16 protein-coding genes are annotated in these 18,641 nt (G+C 70.0%); 7 read left to right on the plus strand and 9 right to left on the minus strand.

Annotated features, from left to right (window positions below; genetic code table 11):
- Window positions 1-67 precede the first annotated feature (67 nt).
- Both A3Q37_RS29935 and A3Q37_RS29940 read right to left on the minus strand, forming a co-directional pair.
- Window positions 68-796, minus strand: a complete 729-nt coding sequence (locus tag A3Q37_RS29935; protein ID WP_065489346.1) for a DUF305 domain-containing protein — start codon at window positions 794-796, stop codon at window positions 68-70.
- Between the two features lie 14 nt (window positions 797-810).
- A complete protein-coding gene (locus A3Q37_RS29940; RefSeq protein ID WP_255311983.1) occupies window positions 811-1,392 on the minus strand; it encodes a DUF3105 domain-containing protein in 582 nt (193 codons plus the stop codon).
- A 361-nt stretch (window positions 1,393-1,753) separates the two neighbouring features.
- On the opposite strand from A3Q37_RS29940, the gene glnA reads away from it, so the two are divergent.
- Window positions 1,754-3,115 (plus strand): type I glutamate--ammonia ligase, encoded by a 1,362-nt coding sequence (gene glnA, locus A3Q37_RS29945; protein WP_065489293.1) that lies wholly within the window; start codon window positions 1,754-1,756, stop codon window positions 3,113-3,115.
- 132 nt (window positions 3,116-3,247) lie between these two features.
- Here glnA and A3Q37_RS29950 read toward each other — a convergent pair whose 3' ends face one another.
- Window positions 3,248-4,522, minus strand: a complete 1,275-nt coding sequence (locus A3Q37_RS29950; protein ID WP_065489295.1) for a GTP pyrophosphokinase family protein — start codon at window positions 4,520-4,522, stop codon at window positions 3,248-3,250.
- Window positions 4,523-4,774: 252 nt separating this feature from the next.
- On the opposite strand from A3Q37_RS29950, the gene A3Q37_RS29955 reads away from it, so the two are divergent.
- Entirely contained in the window at window positions 4,775-5,674 is a 900-nt protein-coding gene (locus A3Q37_RS29955; protein WP_065489297.1) for a MerR family transcriptional regulator, read from the plus strand.
- Window positions 5,675-5,813: 139 nt separating this feature from the next.
- Here A3Q37_RS29955 and A3Q37_RS29960 read toward each other — a convergent pair whose 3' ends face one another.
- The 3 genes from A3Q37_RS29960 to A3Q37_RS29970 all read right to left on the minus strand — a co-directional run bounded on the left by A3Q37_RS29960 (window position 5,814) and on the right by A3Q37_RS29970 (window position 7,079).
- Window positions 5,814-6,107: a hypothetical protein gene (locus A3Q37_RS29960; RefSeq protein WP_065489299.1), complete on the minus strand. Its 294-nt coding sequence runs from the start codon at window positions 6,105-6,107 to the stop codon at window positions 5,814-5,816.
- Between the two features lie 238 nt (window positions 6,108-6,345).
- Window positions 6,346-6,642, minus strand: coding sequence for a hypothetical protein (locus tag A3Q37_RS29965; protein WP_065489301.1), 297 nt, complete (start codon window positions 6,640-6,642; stop codon window positions 6,346-6,348).
- Between the two features lie 98 nt (window positions 6,643-6,740).
- Window positions 6,741-7,079 (minus strand): hypothetical protein, encoded by a 339-nt coding sequence (locus A3Q37_RS29970; RefSeq protein WP_065489349.1) that lies wholly within the window; start codon window positions 7,077-7,079, stop codon window positions 6,741-6,743.
- A 160-nt stretch (window positions 7,080-7,239) separates the two neighbouring features.
- Between A3Q37_RS29970 and A3Q37_RS29975 the strand changes: the two genes are divergently transcribed.
- Window positions 7,240-8,007: a GntR family transcriptional regulator gene (locus tag A3Q37_RS29975; protein WP_065489303.1), complete on the plus strand. Its 768-nt coding sequence runs from the start codon at window positions 7,240-7,242 to the stop codon at window positions 8,005-8,007.
- Window positions 8,008-8,104: 97 nt separating this feature from the next.
- Here the strand turns inward: A3Q37_RS29975 and A3Q37_RS29980 are convergent, their stop codons facing one another.
- Complete coding sequence (locus A3Q37_RS29980; protein ID WP_065489305.1) at window positions 8,105-8,704, minus strand: TetR family transcriptional regulator; 600 nt, start codon at window positions 8,702-8,704, stop codon at window positions 8,105-8,107.
- Between the two features lie 236 nt (window positions 8,705-8,940).
- Here A3Q37_RS29980 and A3Q37_RS29985 point away from each other — a divergent pair, with 236 nt between their 5' ends.
- The 3 genes from A3Q37_RS29985 to A3Q37_RS29995 all read left to right on the plus strand — a co-directional run bounded on the left by A3Q37_RS29985 (window position 8,941) and on the right by A3Q37_RS29995 (window position 14,721).
- Entirely contained in the window at window positions 8,941-10,440 is a 1,500-nt protein-coding gene (locus A3Q37_RS29985; RefSeq protein WP_065489350.1) for an MFS transporter, read from the plus strand.
- A 268-nt stretch (window positions 10,441-10,708) separates the two neighbouring features.
- Window positions 10,709-11,647 (plus strand): putative protein N(5)-glutamine methyltransferase, encoded by a 939-nt coding sequence (locus A3Q37_RS29990; protein ID WP_255311985.1) that lies wholly within the window; start codon window positions 10,709-10,711, stop codon window positions 11,645-11,647.
- 77 nt (window positions 11,648-11,724) lie between these two features.
- A complete protein-coding gene (locus A3Q37_RS29995; protein WP_065489307.1) occupies window positions 11,725-14,721 on the plus strand; it encodes a bifunctional [glutamine synthetase] adenylyltransferase/[glutamine synthetase]-adenylyl-L-tyrosine phosphorylase in 2,997 nt (998 codons plus the stop codon).
- Window positions 14,722-14,891: 170 nt separating this feature from the next.
- Here the strand turns inward: A3Q37_RS29995 and A3Q37_RS30000 are convergent, their stop codons facing one another.
- Both A3Q37_RS30000 and A3Q37_RS30005 read right to left on the minus strand, forming a co-directional pair.
- Entirely contained in the window at window positions 14,892-15,878 is a 987-nt protein-coding gene (locus tag A3Q37_RS30000) for a phosphatase PAP2 family protein (protein ID WP_065489309.1), read from the minus strand.
- A gap of 76 nt (window positions 15,879-15,954) precedes the next feature.
- On the minus strand, window positions 15,955-16,998 hold the full coding sequence (locus tag A3Q37_RS30005) for a LacI family DNA-binding transcriptional regulator (RefSeq protein ID WP_065489311.1): 1,044 nt from the start codon (window positions 16,996-16,998) through the stop codon (window positions 15,955-15,957).
- A gap of 357 nt (window positions 16,999-17,355) precedes the next feature.
- Here A3Q37_RS30005 and A3Q37_RS30010 point away from each other — a divergent pair, with 357 nt between their 5' ends.
- Window positions 17,356-18,624, plus strand: a complete 1,269-nt coding sequence (locus A3Q37_RS30010; RefSeq protein WP_065489312.1) for an extracellular solute-binding protein — start codon at window positions 17,356-17,358, stop codon at window positions 18,622-18,624.
- The last annotated feature ends 17 nt before the right edge of the window (window positions 18,625-18,641 follow it).

Raw genomic sequence — 18,641 nt, forward strand, 5'->3', positions numbered from 1 at the left:
CCCGTTCGGGTGCGCGGACGAGGGGCTGCAAGCTGACGCGCGTCGTCCGGGCTGTGGCCTCCCGGGCTCAGGACCGGGGGCGGGCCTTCCGCTCGGTGAGCATGTCGCGCATGAGCCCCAGCTCGGACTGCTGCCCCTCGACCATGCCCTGGGCGAGCCGCTGCTCCACCGGGACGGTGCACCGGGAGGCGCAGGCCTCGGCCATGACGACGCCGCCCTTGTGGTGGTCCGTCATGAGCTGGAGGTAGAAGACCTCGGCCTGCTGGCCGTCGAGGCGCGCGAGCCGCTCCAGCTCGGCGCGGGAAGCCATCCCCGCCATGAGCACACCGTCGCCGCCACCGCCGGGATGGTGCCCACCGTGCTCATGCCCGCCGTCCCCGCCCATCCAGGCCATCGGGGGAACGTCGCCGCCCGCGACCTTGGGCAGCCCCCAGAGGTCGAGCCGGCCGAGGAGCATGCCGCGCTGGTTGGCCTGGGTGTTGGCGATGTCGTACGCGAGACGGCGTACGTCCTCGTCGTCCGTACGGTCGCGGACGATGAACGACATCTCGACGGCCTGCTGATGGTGGACGGCCATGTCCCGGGCGAACCCGGCGTCGACGGAGTCCGAGGCGGGGGCGCCGGCCGCGCGGGGCGCCGAACCGTCCTCGCGGGCGGCGGCGACGGCGGCGGCCCCGGCGAAGAGCAGGGCGAGGGCCACGGCGACCCCGGCCGCCCACCGGACGCGCGCGGTCTTGAGCCGTTCGGCACCGGCTGTCGTATCCGTCGTATCCGTCGTATCCGTCGTGTCTGTCATGCCGGTCACACCGGTCACTGCGGTGCCGTTTCCAGCCCGCCGGTGCAGGGGGCGCCGGGCTCGGGCGTCTGGGCGCCCTGGACGTACCGGGCGAGGAACTGGTCCACCCGCCGGTCGTCGGCGGAGTCCACGGTGACCTGCTTGCCCCAGGCGCTGAGCATGATCGCGCCTTCCTGGCCGGCGTACGGGCTCATCAGGGTGAACGGGGTCTTCCTGACGCGCTCGGCGAGCGCGGCCACATCGCTGTCGGCGGCCTTGTCGTTGTACGTGACCCAGACCGCGCCGTGCTCCAGGGCGTGGACGGCGTTGACGTCCGGAACGGCGTTTTCGTATACGTCGCCGTCGCAGTTCATCCAGGACGGGTTGTGGTTGCCGCCGACCGGAGGCTTCATCGGATAGTCGACCGCCCCCGCCACGTGGTCGCGGCCGAGCTGTGCCGCGTCCCAGGACTTCAGCCCCGCGACGGCCCCGCCCGTGGCGTCGCCGTGCCCGCCCGGGTGCTTGCCGTCGTGGGCCGCCGAGGCGTTGTCGGACTTCTCGTCGGCCGCGGAGTTCTCCAGCAGCAGGAACGACCCGAAAGCGACGAGACCGGCCACGACGGCGGCGCTCAGCCCTATGGCGATGGCCCGGTTGCGGGTGGAGCGCGCGTCAGGGTGGGGGGCCGGGGGCCGGGGGCTGGGGGTACCGGGGGTCGAAGCTCATGTGTGTGGAGTCCTTCTGCGAAGGGCCGGGAGGTGAGGGAACGGTCCGTGGACCGGGGTGCGCGGACGGGCGGGAAGCCGGTGGGGGAGGGGGCCCCGGAGCCGTCCGTGGCTCGGTCGCCGATCGTAGTGGGTGGCCGAGTGCTCTCTCTCACACCGTGTGCGTAATCTGGGGGAAATCCCGGGTCGCGATACTGAAGTGTCCCCCTACCCCGGGCGGTGGTGCACGGACCGTCTGAACTGCAAGGATGTGGCAATGGACAAGCAGCAGGAATTCGTCCTCAGGACCCTTGAGGAGCGCGACATCCGCTTCGTGCGGCTGTGGTTCACCGACGTCCTCGGGTTCCTCAAGTCCGTCGCCGTGGCCCCGGCCGAGCTGGAGCAGGCCTTCGACGAGGGCATCGGCTTCGACGGCTCGGCGATCGAGGGCTTCGCACGGGTCTACGAGTCGGACATGATCGCCAAGCCGGACCCGGGCACCTTCCAGATCCTGCCCTGGCGCGCGGAGGCTCCCGGTACGGCGCGGATGTTCTGCGACATCCTGATGCCGGACGGCTCGCCGTCCTTCGCGGACCCGCGCTATGTCCTGAAGCGGATCCTGGCCAAGACGTCCGACCTGGGCTTCACCTTCTACACCCACCCGGAGATCGAGTTCTTCCTGCTGAAGAACAAGCCGGTCGACGGCACCCGCCCGACGCCGGCGGACAGCTCGGGCTACTTCGACCACACGCCGCAGAACGTCGGCATGGACTTCCGCCGCCAGGCGATCACGATGCTCGAATCGATGGGCATCTCGGTGGAGTTCAGTCACCACGAGGGCGCGCCGGGCCAGCAGGAGATCGACCTGCGCTACGCGGACGCGCTGTCGACGGCGGACAACATCATGACGTTCCGTCTGGTGATGAAGCAGGTGGCGCTGGAGCAGGGCGTGCAGGCGACGTTCATGCCGAAGCCGTTCTCGGAGTACCCGGGTTCGGGCATGCACACCCATCTCTCCCTCTTCGAGGGCGACCGCAACGCGTTCTACGAGTCGGGCGCGGAGTACCAGCTCTCCAAGGTGGGCCGCTCCTTCATCGCGGGCCTGCTGAAGCACGCGGCGGAGATCTCGGCCGTCACCAACCAGTGGGTCAACTCCTACAAGCGCATCTGGGGCGGCTCCTCCCGCGCGGCCGGCGCGGGCGGCGAGGCCCCCTCGTACATCTGCTGGGGCCACAACAACCGCTCCGCCCTCATCCGCGTCCCGATGTACAAGCCCGGCAAGACCGGCTCGGCCCGCGTCGAGGTCCGCTCCATCGACTCCGGCGCCAACCCGTACCTGACCTACGCGGTCCTCCTCGCCGCAGGACTCAAGGGCATCGAGGAGGGCTACGAACTCCCGGCCGGCGCCGACGACGACGTCTGGGCCCTCTCCGACGCCGAACGCCGGGCGATGGGCATCGAACCGCTCCCGCAGAACCTGGGCGAGGCGATCGCGCTGATGGAGAAGAGCGAACTGGTCGCCGAGACCCTGGGCGAGCACGTCTTCGACTTCTTCCTCCGCAACAAGAAGCAGGAGTGGGAGGAGTACCGCAGCGAGGTCACGGCCTTCGAGCTGAAGGCGCTGCTGCCGGTGCTGTAGCGGTGGTTCGGACGGCTGGGGCCGTCGACGCGTGGTCCCGGGCCGGAGGCGATGAGTCTCCGGCCCGGGGCGTTCCGGTGGGTGCCGGGCCGGTCTGCGGGCCGTCGCGGGATTACCGAGGCGGTCGGCCGCTCACCCGGTCTGCGGAGGCTCCTTCAGCTTGGACAGCCGAGCCGTGACGGCGACGATCCTCTCGATCGCTTCCTGAAGGAAAGCCGCCCCGGGTATCTCGCCGCTGTGGACCAGGTCATTCCTGATCCGCCGCAGGTAGTCGAGTTCACGCTTGAGGGGTTCGGTGAGGTTCGGAATCCTGTTGATGAGAGCCCCCACGCCCACGAAGCGCGTGTCCTCGGGGTCCACGACGGCGAGCCCGCGCAGGGTTTTCTCCAGCGCTGTCCACTTGGACCAGAATCGGCCAACGATTTCATCGGACACCGTGGGCTGGTCGGAAGAAGGGGGCTTCATGGACGAGAAGCTCATCTGGAATTGGATTTCCTCGAACCTTCGGTACCGCTCAGGATCCTCGGAGATGATCGCATCGATGACTTGATCGGCCAGTGGGCGCTCTTCCAGATTCTCGTGGAGGGATGAAATGAAGGGTGCCAGCGAGTTGGGTGTGTTGAACTCCAGATCGGTGAGAAGCTGAAAGAGGAGGTCGACACGGCCGAGCCCCGACTCTCCGACCGGGCTCTTGCGTTCCTTGTTCGCGTGGGCGAGTATATGGGCGGCGAGTTCATAATGGTTGAGGAAGGTGCGGTCGGTGCTGGCGACGCGAACCTCTCCTGCCTTCTGTAGCATTTCCAGGGCGATTTCGCCGGCCAGGACCAGCCCGTTGAGTTGGTCCAGGATATGGAGCTCCTCCTCGGAGAGGCCTCCTTCGAGCGGCTTGTATATGAGGTCGTGTTCGACCTCGGACCACGAGTGCATCAAGACCGAGGCGACCTGAATCTCGACGCGCGCTTTGGCATACCTCTTGTCGCTGTCCCCCAGGCTGCGTTCGGACAGCTGGGCTCTGTAGTGCGCGGCGGAGTAACCGGAGAATTTCTTGGAGGGGTTGGCTTTTCCGGGATCCGGGAAATCTCGCCTCTCCTCCAGGAGGTGGAAGAACCTGTTGATGATTCTGTCCACGCGCTCCCGGTCTCCGGGGAAGTAGAGGGCAACGCGCACGCCTGCCAGGTCGACAATGTCGCTGTAGATGTCCTGAATTTCTCTGTAGGGATCTTCCGCGTTGCGCTTCTCGCATTTCTCGGCAAGCCGGGATATGTCCTTGGCGCGATGGGTGACGATGCAGCGGATTCCTGACCGGTGGAGGTTACTTTCCAGCGTTTCGGCTGCCAGTCGGGCAGCTTGACTGTAGAAGTCGTACTCTCTGATGTATCTGGAAATAAATTCCTCTACCAGGTGCATCCTCGGACCCGTCGTCGTGTCTACTGAGTAGTGCTGCACTATGCGTCAGGTAACAGGATGCCCCAGAGGGCCGGAGAAGATTGCGCTTTCAAGGAAGTTGCCTTGTTGACGATGGCGCCGACAAGGGCGCAGTTATTGGGCAGTTCGTTCAGAATTGACAGCTATGCCCGCCAGGGAGAGGGTTGCACCTTCCGTAGCGTCATGTGGTCCGGTGGACGTACGCCCCGATCCCTTGAGAGAAGGTCCCCGCCCATGCCCGCGTCTTTCATGCCACCCCGTCAGGTCAAGATCGGTGACGCGGCGGCCTTCGCCGGCTGTACGCCACGGGCGATCCGCCACTACCACGAGATCGGCCTGCTCCCCGAGCCCGAGCGGGGTGGCGATGACCGCCGCCGCTACGGGTACGAGGACATGATCCGCCTGCTGTGGATCCGCAGGATGGCCGATGCCGGGATCGCGCTGGAGGATATTCGCGACGCCTTCGCCGAGGACCCCGCCGACGCGCAGGACGGAGACGGCATCGAGGCCGTGCTGGAGCGCGTGGAGGAATCCCTCGCCGCGCAAGAGACAGAACTGCGGCGTCAACGGACCGCCGTGCAGCGGATGCGCGTCGAGGGCAGCCGGGTGGGCCTGCTCTCCGACCTCGTCACCGAACGCCTCAAGGGCCTGCCGGAAGGCTCCCTGCGCCAGGCCGACCTGGACACCTTGCTCGTCACCGAGCGGATCTTCGGCCCGCTCGGAGCAGCCGTCCAGGCGACGCGGTTCGTCGCCCTGGCCACGCATCCGGCTCTGCGGGAGGAATCCGATCGCATCGACGCCGCCGAAGAGGCACTCGACGACAGCGTTGCCGTCGACGACCCACGAGTCGCTCAAGTCGCCGCCGAACGGCATGCCTTCGAAACCGCCCTGCACGCCGTCATCGAGGAGTCCGGCCTCGACGAGGACGACGACGCCCTTTTCGATGCCTGGGACACTGCGCACCCTGAGGCCGGTTCGGGCAGGAGGGAGCCCGACCACATGGGCGTGCTCGAAGCCACCGGCAAGATGCCCTACGACTTCTCCCCGGCCCGCCTGCGCTGTATGGAACTGGCCGAGGAACTGTCCGCGCTTGTGGAGGATGAGGGGGGTGGGGATCCACGGCTTCCAACATAGTCCCGAGGTGGCTCCCGGGGACCTTTGTGCCCACCCCCCTTGACCGCGTACCTCGAAGGTCTGACCGGTCTTCAACCACCGCGCACTCTAGCGAGTGGCACTGACAATGGCCCGACCACGGCAGGTGCCGCTACCGCCCTCAGCGGGGATCCTGGCGTTGTCGCTCCGCCAGATGCTCCGCGAACCGCTGCTCCAGGGCCGCCTTCCGCCGGGCCGCCGTGGAGCCGTCCAGCTGGTCCGCGAAGGCGCGCAGTGCCTGGGCTATCAGTTGGTCGGAGACGTCCGGGTGGGCTTTGGCCACGTCCCAGAGCGCGTTCTCGGTCTCCATGTCGAGGCCGGAGCAGGAGTGGATGCCGCCGCCTGCGAGTACGGAGGCCAGCATGTGGTGGAACGTGTCCAGGAGTTCGTCCCGCGTGGGATGGCTGATCCGCATGACTTCTTCGCCCTCCAGTCAACTGTCCGGCAGAGCCGTGGACTTCATGTGGCAGACGGTAGCGGTTCATGGCGACGGGAGCATGGACGGGAAGCCGACCTGCGGTGACGCCGTCGCCTGGGGGTGCGACGTGACGTCCGCCGTCCCCCGCCCGCGTACCCCCGGAGCCCTGCCCGTACCCCGAACTCTTCGGCGGCTGATCCGAAGAGGGGCGCGGGCAGGGCGGGAGCGCCGGGCCCTACACCGGTGGCGTTCCCGGCGGTGACGGGGCCGGGGGAGGGTTGGGCAGGGGCGGGCCCGGGTCGGGCGGGAGCTTCGGGGGGCCGCTGCCGTGCCGGCCGTCGTTCAGCAGCTTGCGGGTCGTCAGGCCGTAGATACCGAACGGCGGGAAGAGGTCGACGCGGCGCGGGTAGTCGCCCTCCGCGCACTCCTCGCAGAGCAGGTCGCGGCCGGCGGGGGTCTGCCGGGCGGCGGTGACCGGGGCGTTCCAGCAGGCCTCGCAGTCGACGACGTCCGTCGGGGAGAGGGTGATCATCCGGGCCTCCCGGGTGGTGCCGGTAACGCCTGGCGGGTGCTGCGCATCAGGTGCCTCCGTCGCTGGTGGGGATGGTGGGGATGGTGGGGCCGGGGCCCTCATCGGCGGGTCTCCCGCCAGACGCGGACGAGCTTCGCCGCGTCGGGGCAGACCGCCCCGGTCCGGCAGGCGGTGCAGGTCGTCGTGTGGCCGAGCAGGGCGCGGTAGGCCGTGTCGGGGGATTCGGTCGTGGTCACGTTCGCCTCTCTGCTGATCTCGGCCCAGACGTATTCGGCGGCACGGGTGCGGGTGTGCCCGTAGCGGTCCGCCGTGGCCAGGGCGGCGAGGACGGCCGCGTGGGCGGTCGCGCTCAACTCGGGCGGGAGATCGGCCTCGACGCGGAAGGCGTCCAGGTCGGTGGCCACGCGCGGTTCGGTGCCTGTGGCGGCGCCGAGCATGCCGGTCAGCGCCGCGACCCGCGCTTGTGCAGAGCGCACACTTCTCCCCTGGTGAACCGAATGTCACTCCATGTAATGCTGAATATTCAGCTTCAACCTGATGGGTTAGCTTTGTCAACAGCGACGCCCATATCGACGCCGAACACACGGAGCTGCTCAAATGCCACGTGATACGCCGTACTTGCAGGTGGCGGACAAGCTGCGGGCTCGCATCCGAGCCGGTGAATGGGCCGTCGGCGACAAGCTGCCGTCCCGGGCGCGGTTCGCGGAGGAGTACGGCGTCGGTCAGTCCGTGGCGCAGCGGGCCATGGAGCGCCTGATCATCGAGGGGATCCTCGAAGGCCGCGCCGGTTCCGGTACGTACGTCCGTCGGGCCCGCGAGCGCCGGCGCATGGTTCGTTCACGCCACCGCGAGCAGCGGATTATGAGTCCGTTCGCCTCGGACATGAACGAGCTCGATCACGAGGCGGACTGGGAGTGCACCAGCGAGGCCCGCATCCCCGCCCCCGAGAACATCGCGGAACGCCTGGCGATCGAGCCCGGCGACCTCTGCGTCGTGACCGACTACGAATTCCTCGCCGACGGCCTGCCCGTACAGCTCGCCAAGAGCTGGGAGCCGATGGCCATCACGGACGGAACTCCGGTCCTGCTCCCGGAGATGGGCCCGCACGGCAAGATCGGCGTCGTCGAGCGCATGCGGTCCATCGGCGTGAACATCGCCACCGGCATCGAACTGCCCCGCCCGGCCCGCGCGACGCGTGAACAGGCCAACCTGCTCGGGATCTCCATCGGCGACCTGGTCATCCAGATCGAGCGCACGTACTTCGACCGCGAGGGCCGCCCCGTGGAGACGGCCGACGTCGTCGTACCGGACATCCGCTGGGAGATCGCCTACGAGATCCGCATCGACCAGCCCGACTCCGACTAGCCCGACTCCGGCCGGCCCGAGTCCGGTCAGCCGGATTCCTGAGGCGGGGCGCCGTCGGGTGCTGGCCGACCGCTAGGTCGCGCGGGAGGAGAGCCCCTCACACAAACCCCCGCCCCATCTCGTCCAAAACCTCGTCGATCACCGCCGCCGGCTCCCGCGCGAGATCCTCCTCGATCCACATGCGCATCGCGATCCGGAGCGAGGCCAGGAAGGCCGCCGCCAGGACGATCGGGCGGACGGGGGCGGATGGCGGGCCGGGGCGGGTTGCCACCGCTTCGGCCAGGTCGCGTTCCAGGGTCGCGTGGTTGGCCAACTGGCGGGCCAGGAGCGAGGGGTGACGCATCGCCAGGCGGGTGCGGATCGCCCATTCGCGTTCCGGGGGTGCCACGCGGTCCGCGAACTGGGCCACCGCCGCGCGCAGGGCCGGCCAGGCGGGTTCGTCGGCGGGGCGGTCGCGGACCGTGCGGACCAGGGCCCTGATCTGCTGCTCCTCGCCGTAGAGGAGAGCGTCCTCCTTGCTGGTGAAGTAGTTCGAGAACGTTCTGCGGGAGATTCCGGCCGCGTCCGCCACCGCCTCGACCGTCACCTGGTCGAAACCGTGCTCCACCGTCAGGCGCAGGGTCGCCTCGTGCACCGCCTGGCGGGTGGCTTCCTTCTTGCGTTCCCGGAGTCCCGGGCCCGCGGTGCTGCTGTCCATGGGCGCATTATCCCTCGGGCGCATCCCTCGGGTGTGAGATTCTTGCTCAGTGGGCAAAATTGCTCAGTGCGCATGTATGGTGAAGCCTTCTCCCTCCCGTACGAGGTCGCGCACGGCTTCGGACCGACCCGGTGCCGACACCTCGTACGGGCCTCTCGTACGAACTTTTCCGGAGGTTGCGCGTGAGCGCAGCAGACACCGCCGCCGCCCCGGCCGGGGCCCCCGCCGCCGCACCCATGGACCACCGCCACATCCTGCGGGCCCTCAGCGGGCTGCTCATCGTGCTGTTCGTGGCGATGATCAGCAGCACCGTCGTCTCGGTCGCGCTGCCGCAGATCATCGGGTCCCTCGACGGCACGCAGTCGCAGTACACCTGGGTCGTCACCGCGACCCTGCTCGCCTCCACGGCCTCCACCCCGATCTGGGGCAAGCTCGCCGACCTGTTCAGCAAGAAGCTCCTGCTCCAGACAGCCATCGGGATCTTCGTCGTCTCGTCCGTCGCCTGCGGGTTCGCCCAGTCCACCGAGCAGCTGATCGCCTTCCGTGCCGTTCAGGGGCTCGGGATGGGCGCGCTCCAGGTGCTCGTGCAGGTGATCATCGCCGCGATGATCAGCCCGAAGGAGCGCGGCCGCTACAACGGCTACCTCGGCGGCGTCATGGCCGTCGCCACCGTCGGCGGGCCGCTGCTCGGCGGGTTCATCACCGACGCCTCCTGGCTCGGCTGGCGCTGGTGCTTCTTCATCGCCGTGCCCTTCACCCTCCTCGCCTCCGTGATGCTCGCCCGCACCCTGCACCTCGTCGAGGTCCGCCGGCCCGACACCAAGGTCGACTACCTGGGTGCGTCGCTCATCGCCGCCGGGGTCAGCCTGCTGCTCCTCTGGGTCACCTTCGTCGGCGACGACTTCGACTGGATCTCCTGGCAGAGCGGGCTGATGGTCGGCGGGAGTGCCGTCATTCTCGGGGCGGCCGTCCTCGTCGAGGGGCGGGTCAAGGAGCCCGTCGTCCCGCTGCACGTCGTCCGCCGCCGCGACCCCGCCCTCGCCATCGTCGCCAGCCTCGCGGTCGGCATGGCCATGTTCGGGGGCGCGGTCTTCCTCGGGCAGTACTTCCAGATCGGACGCGGCTACTCGCCGACCGAGGCGGGGCTCCTCACCATTCCGCTCATGGCGGGCGTCCTCGTCTCCTCCACCGTCGCCGGACGCCTGGTCTCCAGGACCGGCAAGGTCAAGCCGTTCATCGTCGCCGGTGTCGTCGTCCTCGCCCTCGGCTTCCTCGGGCTGTCCTTCATCGACCACGAGACCTCCCTCGTGATGGTGTCGCTGGGGATGCTCGGCGTGGGCGTCGGCGTCGGTATGTCGATGCAGAACCTGGTGCTCGTCCTCCAGAACACCGTGCCGCTCAGCGAGATCGGCGCGGCCAGCGGGGCCATCACCTTCTTCCGCTCCCTCGGCGGCACCATGGGCGTCTCCGTCCTCGGTGCGGTCCTCGCCCATCAGGTGTCCGTCAAGATCACCGACGGGCTCGCCGCGCTCGGCATCGATCCCGCCGCCTCCGGCTCCGGCGGCTCCACCCTCAACGTCGCCGCCATGCCGCCCCAGGTCCAGGAAGTCGTCCGGGCCGCGTACGGGGACGCCACCGGCCACATCTTCCTCATCTCGGCCGGTATCGCGGTGGTCGGTGTCATCGCGTCGCTGTTCCTCACGCCGACGAAGCTGCGCGACAGCGTCGACCTGTAGACGGCCGACGGTCGGACGACGGCCAACGGCCGAACGACGGCCGACGGTCGGACAACAGCCCGCGCCCACCTGCGCGGGCTGTTGTAGTGTTACGACCCCCCGTGCGCCGGCACGGGGACGGACCGAGGAGGTGAGACCCATTACCGCTGGATCAGGCTGGGTGCTCACCTCGCACGATCGCGTCGCACGACCGGCGTAGGCAAGCCGGCCGGACGGCCCGAACCGATCGCGGAGCGCCCATCGGATTTCCCGAAAGGCATGGCCCCGCATGTCGGTTCACCCCGTGAGTTCCTTCTCTGTCACCGTCGCCACCCTCCGCCGCGCCGGCTGCGTCTTCGCCGAGGACGAGGCGTCCCTCCTCCTTGAGGCCGCCGCCTCCCCGGACGAACTGTCCCTCCTCGTCGAGCGCCGCGCCGCCGGGCTCCCGCTCGAACACGTCCTGGGCTGGGCGGAGTTCCACGGTCGCCGCATCGCCGTGGACACCGGCGTCTTCGTGCCCCGGCGGCGTACGGAGTTCCTCGTGGCGCAGGCCGCCGCCCTCGCACCCCGCCGGGCCGTCGTCGTCGACCTCTGCTGTGGTTCGGGCGCGCTCGGTGTCGCCCTCGCCACCGCCCTGGACCGGGTCGACCTGCACGCCTGCGACGTCGAACCCGCCGCCGTACGCTGCGCCCGGCGCAACGTCGGCGAGCTGGGGGAGGTGTACGAGGGTGATCTCTTCGACCCCCTTCCCGCCCGCCTGCGCGGCCGCGTCGACGTGCTCCTCGCCAACGTTCCGTACGTTCCGACCGCCGATGTCGAGCTGCTTCCCGCCGAGGCCCGCGTCCACGAACCGCGCGTCGCGCTCGACGGGGGCGGCGACGGCCTCGACGTGATGCGCCGGGTCGCGGCCGAGGCGCCCGCGTGGCTCGCCCCGGGCGGCAGCCTGCTGGTGGAGGCCAGTGAGCGGCAGCGCGACGTGGCGGTGGAGATCCTGCGCGCCGCCGGGCTCACCCCGCGGGTCCGGGTCTCCGAGGAGCTGTACGCCACTGTCCTCGTCGGGACCCTGGAGACCGGCCCCGCCGGTGTCGCGGAAACGCCTGTCCGGGGCACGGAGACCGCCCCCGCCGGTGTCGCGGAAACCCTCGCCCGGACCGCGGGGACCGCCGCCGCCCGGACCGGCGGAACCGCCGACCCCGCCACCGTCCCGAACTCCTCCGTACAGGACTAGGCTCGAAGAGCTGTGACGCCGGCAGGGAAGCGGCCGAGCAGTTACGCAGATCGGTTCGGCTGGCAGGAGAGCACGGGATGACGACCGCGCCGGGGCGCAGAAGCAGTACGTTCACCAGGCTGCTGCGGCACGGATTCACCGACCCGTCCGCCGCCGAGCAGCTTCTCGACCTGGACGCGCTCGCCTCCGTACGGTCCGATCCGGTTCTCCTGGAGGCGCTCGGGGCCACCGCCGACCCCGATCTGGCCCTGCGCGGACTGGTCCGGATCGTGGAGGCGGGGGAGGAGAGCGAGCGGCAGGTGCTGCTCGACACCCTCGTCACCGCCAAACCCCTGCGCGACCGGCTCCTCGGGGTCCTCGGCGCCTCCGAGGCGCTCGGGGACCATCTGGCCCGGCACCCGCGCGACTGGCAGGCGCTCGTCACGTACGAGTCGGCCGACCTGCACCCCGGCGTCGCCGAGTTCGAGCAGGGGCTCGCCGACGCCGTCGACCCGGACTCGCTGCGCATCGCCTACCGCCGGTGCCTGCTCACCCTCGCCGCCCGGGACGTCTGCGGGACGACCGGCCTCGCCCAGACCGCCGCCGAACTGGCCGACCTCGCCACCGCCACCCTGCGCGCCGCGCTCGCCATCGCCCGTACCGCAGCGCCCGAGGACGCCGCGCAGTGCCGGCTCGCCGTCGTGGCGATGGGCAAGTGCGGCGGGCGGGAGCTGAACTACGTCTCCGACGTCGACGTGATCTTCGTCGGGGAGGCGCGCGACGGGGTCGACGAGACCAAGGCCATGCAGGCCGCGACCCGGCTGGCCGCGCACATGATGCGGATCTGCTCCGACACCACCGTCGAGGGCACCATCTGGGAGGTCGACGCCAACCTCCGCCCCGAGGGCCGCAACGGGCCCCTCGTGCGCACCCTCAGCTCCCATCTCGCCTACTACCAGCGCTGGGCCAAGACCTGGGAGTTCCAGGCCCTGTTGAAGGCCCGGGCGGTGGCCGGCGACCCCGAGCTGGGCGCCGAGTACGTCGAGGCGGTGTCGCCGCTCGTCTGGGGGGCCGCCGACCGGGAGAACTTCGTCCCCGACGTGCAGAAGATGCGCCGCCGGGTCGTCGACAACATCCCCGCCGACCGGATCGAGCGCGAGCTGAAGCTCGGGCCCGGCGGGCTGCGGGACGTCGAATTCGCCGTCCAGCTCCTCCAGTTGGTGCACGGGCGCAGCGACGCCTCGCTGCACAGCGGCTCCACCCTGGAGGCGCTGCGGGCGCTCGCCGAGGGCGGGTACGTCGGCCGCGCGGACGCCGCCCAGCTGGACGAGGCCTACCGCTTCCTGCGCGCCATGGAACACCGCATCCAGCTCTACCGGCTGCGCCGCACCCACCTGGTCCCCGAGGACGAGGCGGATCTGCGGCGGCTCGGCCGGTCGCTCGGGATGCGCACCGATCCGGTGGCCGAGCTGAACAAGGCGTGGAAGCGGCACGCCTCCGTCGTACGGCGGCTGCACGAGAAGATCTTCTACCGGCCGCTGCTGGACGCCGTCGCCCAGCTGGCCCCCGGCGAGTCCCGGCTCAGCGCGAAGGCCGCCGCGATCCGCCTGGAGGCGCTCGGTTACGCCGACCCGGCGGCCGCCCTGCGGCATCTGGAAGCCCTCTCCTCCGGGGTGTCCCGGAAGGCCGCCATCCAGCGCACGCTGCTGCCGGTGCTGCTGGGCTGGTTCGCGGACTCCGCCGACCCGGACGCGGGGCTCCTCGGCTTCCGCAAGGTGTCCGACGCGCTCGGCAAGACCCCGTGGTATCTGCGGCTCCTGCGCGACGAGGGCGCCGCCGCGGAGAACCTCGCCCGGGTCCTCTCCGCCGGCCGCCTCGCCCCCGACCTGCTCATGCGGGCCCCGGAGGCGGTGGCGATCCTCGGCGATCCGGAGGGGCTGAGGCCGCGCACCCGGGAGCACCTGGAGCAGGAGGTGCTGGCCGCGGTGGGGCGCGCGGGCGATGCGGAGTCGGCCGTCGCGGTGGTGCGCGGGGTGCGGCGGCGGGAGCTGTTCCGTACGGCGGCCGCCGACCTCATCGGCTCGTACGGCACCGAGGACAGCCCCGCCGAGCAGGACCACGGGGCGCTCGTCGACCGCGTCGGCTCCGCCGTCACCGACCTCAACGCCGCCACCGTCGCGGGCGCGCTGCGGGCCGCCGTACGCGAGCGGTGGGGCGACACCCTGCCGACCCGGTTCGCCGTCATCGGCATGGGCCGCTTCGGCGGACACGAGCTGAGTTACGGCTCCGACGCCGACGTCCTCTTCGTCCATCAGCCGCGCGAGGGCGTGAGCGACGAGGAGGCGGGGCGGGCGGCCAACGCGGTCGTGGGCGAGATGCGGCGGCTGCTCCAGCTGCCCACCGCCGACCCGCCGCTGCTCATCGACGCCGATCTGCGCCCGGAGGGCAGGACCGGGCCGATGGTGCGCACGCTGAAGTCGTACGAGGCCTACTACCGGCGCTGGTCGCTGGTCTGGGAGAGCCAGGCGCTGCTGCGGGCCGAGTACATGGCGGGCGACGAGGAGCTGGGGCGCGCCTTCGTCGAGCTGATCGATCCGCTGCGGTATCCGATGGAGGGGCTCGGTGAGGACGCCGTACGCGAGATCCGCCGGCTCAAGGCGCGGATGGAGTCCGAGCGGATGCCGCGCGGCGCGGACCCCACGCTCCACGCGAAGCTGGGGCGGGGCGGGCTGAGCGATGTCGAGTGGACCGTGCAGCTGATCCAGATGCGGCACGGGTGGGCGGAGCCCGGCCTGCGCACGACCCGCACGCGCGAGGCGCTGGCCGCCGCGTGCGCGGCCGGCCTGATCCCGGCGGAGGACGCGCAGACGCTGGACGAGGCGTGGGTGCTGGCGGCGCGGGTGCGCAACGCGGTGATGCTGGTGCGGGGGCGGCCGGGCGACACGTTCCCGTCGGACGCGCGGGAGCTGGCGGCGGTGGGGCGGTACCTGGGGTACGAGCCGGGGCATGTCGGGGACATGCTGGACGACTACCGGCGGATCACTCGGCGGGCTCGGGCGGTGGTGGAGGAGCGGTTCTACGGGGCGACGGCCTGAGGTGTTCCCGGGGCCCGGCCCCGGGGGCCCCTCGGGGCTCCGCCCCGGACCCCGCTCCTCAAGCGCCGGAGGGGCTGGAAAGACGTCCTCAAGCGCCGGACGGGCTGAACGATGTCCTCAAACGCCGGACGGGCTGGATGTGTGCCCGGAGGAGCTGGAAAGGCGGGCCGCTACTGCCCGCGTGCGCCCGCCGGCTCCGTCTCCGGCTTCGGTTCGGGTGCCGGGTGTGGCAGACGGGCCGCCGCCCGTACCCCCGTCAGGCGGGTCTTCGTCGCCCCCGGTACCCGCTTCGGCAGCCGGTGCGGCAGTGCGCCGTACCAGGCGCGGGAGACCGCGTAGCCGAAGGCCAGGCAGGCCATGCCGCCCACCGCGTCCAGCCAGAAGTGGTTGGCGGTGGCCACGATGACGATCAGGGTGACCGTCGGGTAGAGCAGGCCCAGGACGCGGACCCACGGCACCGAGGCCAGGGCGAAGATCGTCAGGCCGCACCAGAGCGACCAGCCGATGTGCATCGACGGCATCGCCGCGTACTGGTTCGACATGTTCTTGAAGTTGCCCGAGGCCATCGAGCCCCACGTCTCGTGCACCAGCACCGTGTCGATGAAGTTCGCGCCGTTCATCAGACGGGGTGGCGCCAGTGGGTACAGGTAGTAGCCGAGCAGGGCCACGGCCGTCGTCGCGAAGAGGACCAGCCGGGTCGCGGCGTAGCGGCCGGGGTGGCGGCGGAACAGCCAGACGAGGACGCCGATGGTCACGACGAAATGCAGCGTCGCGTAGTAATAGTTCATCGACACGATCAGCCATGTCACGGAATTGACCGCGTGATTGACCGATTCCTCGAAGGCCAGACCCAGGGACTTCTCCGCCGACCAGATCCAGTCCGCGTTGCTCAGGGCCGCCGCCTTCTGCTCGGGGACGGCATTGCGCACGAGCGAGTACAGCCAGTAACTGACCGCGATGAGCAGGATCTCGAACCAGAGCCGGGGGCGGCCGGGCGTCCGCAGCGAGCGGAGCCGGGAGTGCCAACCGGACGGTCCGGAGGCCGGGGGAGGGGTGGACGACGGCGCGGCAGCGGTATCCGAGGCCGCTTCGGCCGCGATGGGTGAAGGACCGGCCGTCGACCGGCCTTCCTGTGCTGTCACCTGTGTTTCACCCATAGGCAGAGAGTCTTCCATAGAGCTTCCTCTGCCTACGATCATCCTCCGGTCGGGTTCCGGTCGCACGTCCTGGGACTCAAGGACGAGGGACCGACCCTGAGCCGCCTGCGGGTCCGGCGGCCGTCGAGCCGCGTACCACCAGCTCGGGCATGAAGACGAACTCGCTGTGCGGCGCCGGGGTCCCGCCGATCTCCTCCAGGAGCGTACGGACCGCGGCCTGGCCCATCGCCGTCACCGGCTGCCGGATCGTCGTCAGCGGCGGGTCCGTGAACGCTATGAGGGGCGAGTCGTCGTAGCCGACCACGGAGAGGTCCCGGGGCACTTCCCGGGACTCCCGGCGGGCCGCCCGGATCGCCCCGAGCGCCATCATGTCGCTCGCGCACACGACCGCCGTGCAGCCGCGCTCCATCAGGGCGGTGGCGGCGGCCTGGCCGCCCTCCAGGGTGTACAGGGAGTGCTGGATCAGCTCCTCGATCTCCTCCTCGGCCAGACCCAGCTGCTCCCGCATCGTCGCGTGGAAGCCCTCGATCTTGCGGAGCACCGGTACGAAGCGCTTGGGGCCGACCGCCAGGCCGATACGGGTGTGGCCGAGCGCCACCAGGTGCGTCACCGCCAGCCGCATCGCCGCCCGGTCGTCCGGGGAGATGAACGGCGCCTGCACCTTCGCGGAGAAGCCGTTGACCAGGACGAAGGGGACCCCCTGGCCGCGCAGTTGCTCGTAGCGCTGCATATCGGCCGAGGTGTCCGCGTGCAGCCCGGAGACGAAGATGATGCCCGAGACGCCCCGGTCCACCAGCATTTCGGTGAGTTCGTCCTCGGTGGAGCCGCCAGGGGTCTGGGTGGCCAGCACCGGGGTGTAGCCCTGCCGGGTCAGCGCCTGGCCGATGACCTGGGCCAGTGCCGGGAAGATCGGGTTCTCCAGCTCCGGGGTGATCAGGCCGACCAGCCCCGCGCTGCGCCTGCGCAGCCGCACCGGGCGTTCGTAGCCGAGGACGTCGAGCGCCGCGAGGACGGATTCGCGGGTGGCCGCCGCGACTCCGGGCTTGCCGTTCAGGACTCGGCTGACCGTCGCTTCACTGACCCCCGCCTGAGTTGCGATATCGGCAAGCCGTGCGGTCATGGGATGCGACTGTACCGGGCCCGTGTCGGATTGCCCACTGTGTGTGGGGCTGTACGGGAGGGGAGCGGGAAGGGCTTTCGGGTGCGCCTCCGGCAACGCCTTGCAAGGACTTGCGGGCCCGGATCGCGGACCGCGGTCGGATCGTCGCCCTGCGGATATGGGCAGGCCTGCCCGCCCCTGCCAGGGGTGCGCGGCGATCGTCAAGGGGCTTGACGGCAACCTTGAGGACACGCGAATGTAACGATCACCAGGGCTTGCAGAAATCTTCCGCAAGGTCTTTCGGTCGTCTTTCATCCTTGTTACGTTCACGTCGACCCGGCGCCGCGACGGAGCGGTACGGCAGTTGAAGGAGTTCAGATGCGACGTGGCATAACGGCCACCGCCCTGGTCGCGGCCCTGGCGCTCGCGGCGACCGCCTGCGGCAGCGACGACGAGACCGGCAGCAAGAGCTCGGGCGAGCTCTCGGGCACCGTGACCTGGTGGGACACCTCCAGCGTCGGCAGCGAGGACAAGGTCTTCAAGAAGCTGGCCGAAGGCTTCGAGAAGGAGCACCCGAAGGTCGACGTCAAGTACGTCAACGTGCCCTTCGGCGAGGCGCAGAACAAGTTCAAGAACGCCGCCCAGGCCGGCGACGGCGCGCCCGACGTGATCCGCTCCGAGGTCGCCTGGACGCCGGACTTCGCCAACCTCGGCTACCTGGCCCCGCTGGACGGCACCGCCGCCCTGAAGAACCAGGACGACTTCCTCAAGCAGGCCGTCGCGTCCACCAAGTACGAGGACAAGACCTACGCCGTGCCGCAGGTCATCGACTCCATGGGCATCTTCTACAACAAGAAGATGTTCAAGGAGGCCGGTGTCGAGGCGCCCGCCAACCTGGCCGACCTCAAGACCGTCGCCCGGAAGATCAAGGACAAGACCGGCAAGACCGGCCTCTACCTCCGCGGCGACGACCCGTACTACTTCCTCTCCTTCCTGTACGGCGAGGGCGGCGACATGGTCGACGCCGGCTCCAAGAGCGTCACCATCGACAAGCCCGAAGGCGTCAAGGCCTTCAAGGCGGTCAAGGCCCTGGTCGACGACGGCACCGCGAAGACGGACGCCTCGGACGGCTGGGAGAACATGATGCAGGCGTTCAAGAACGGCGACGTCGCGATGATGATCAACGGCCCCTGGGCCGTCGCCGACACCCTGACCGGCAAGGAGTTCACCGACAAGGACAACCTGGGCGTCGCCCCGGTCCCGGCCGGCTCCGCCGCCCAGGGCGCCCCGCAGGGCGGCCACAACCTCGCCGTCTACGCCGGCTCCAAGAACCTCGACGCCTCCTACGCCTTCGTCGAGTACATGACGTCCGTGGACAGCCAGGCCACCGCCGCCGGCGAGCTGAACCTGCTGCCCACCCGCACCTCCGCGTACGCCAAGAAGGAAGCGGTCGACAGCGAGATCGTCGGCTTCTTCAAGCCGGTCGTCGAGACCGCCGTCGAGCGCCCCTGGATCCCCGAGGGCGGCAGCCTCTTCGAGCCGCTGCGCGTCGAGTACACCAAGGTCCTCACCGGTCAGACCACGCCGGAGAAGGCCGCCAAGGCCACCGGCGACTCCTACCGCAAGCTCCTGAAGGACTGGAAGTAACAGGAAGGTTGGCCGAC

It is taken from the genome of Streptomyces sp. PTY087I2 (assembly GCF_001687325.1).
Lineage (GTDB): Bacteria > Actinomycetota > Actinomycetes > Streptomycetales > Streptomycetaceae > Streptomyces.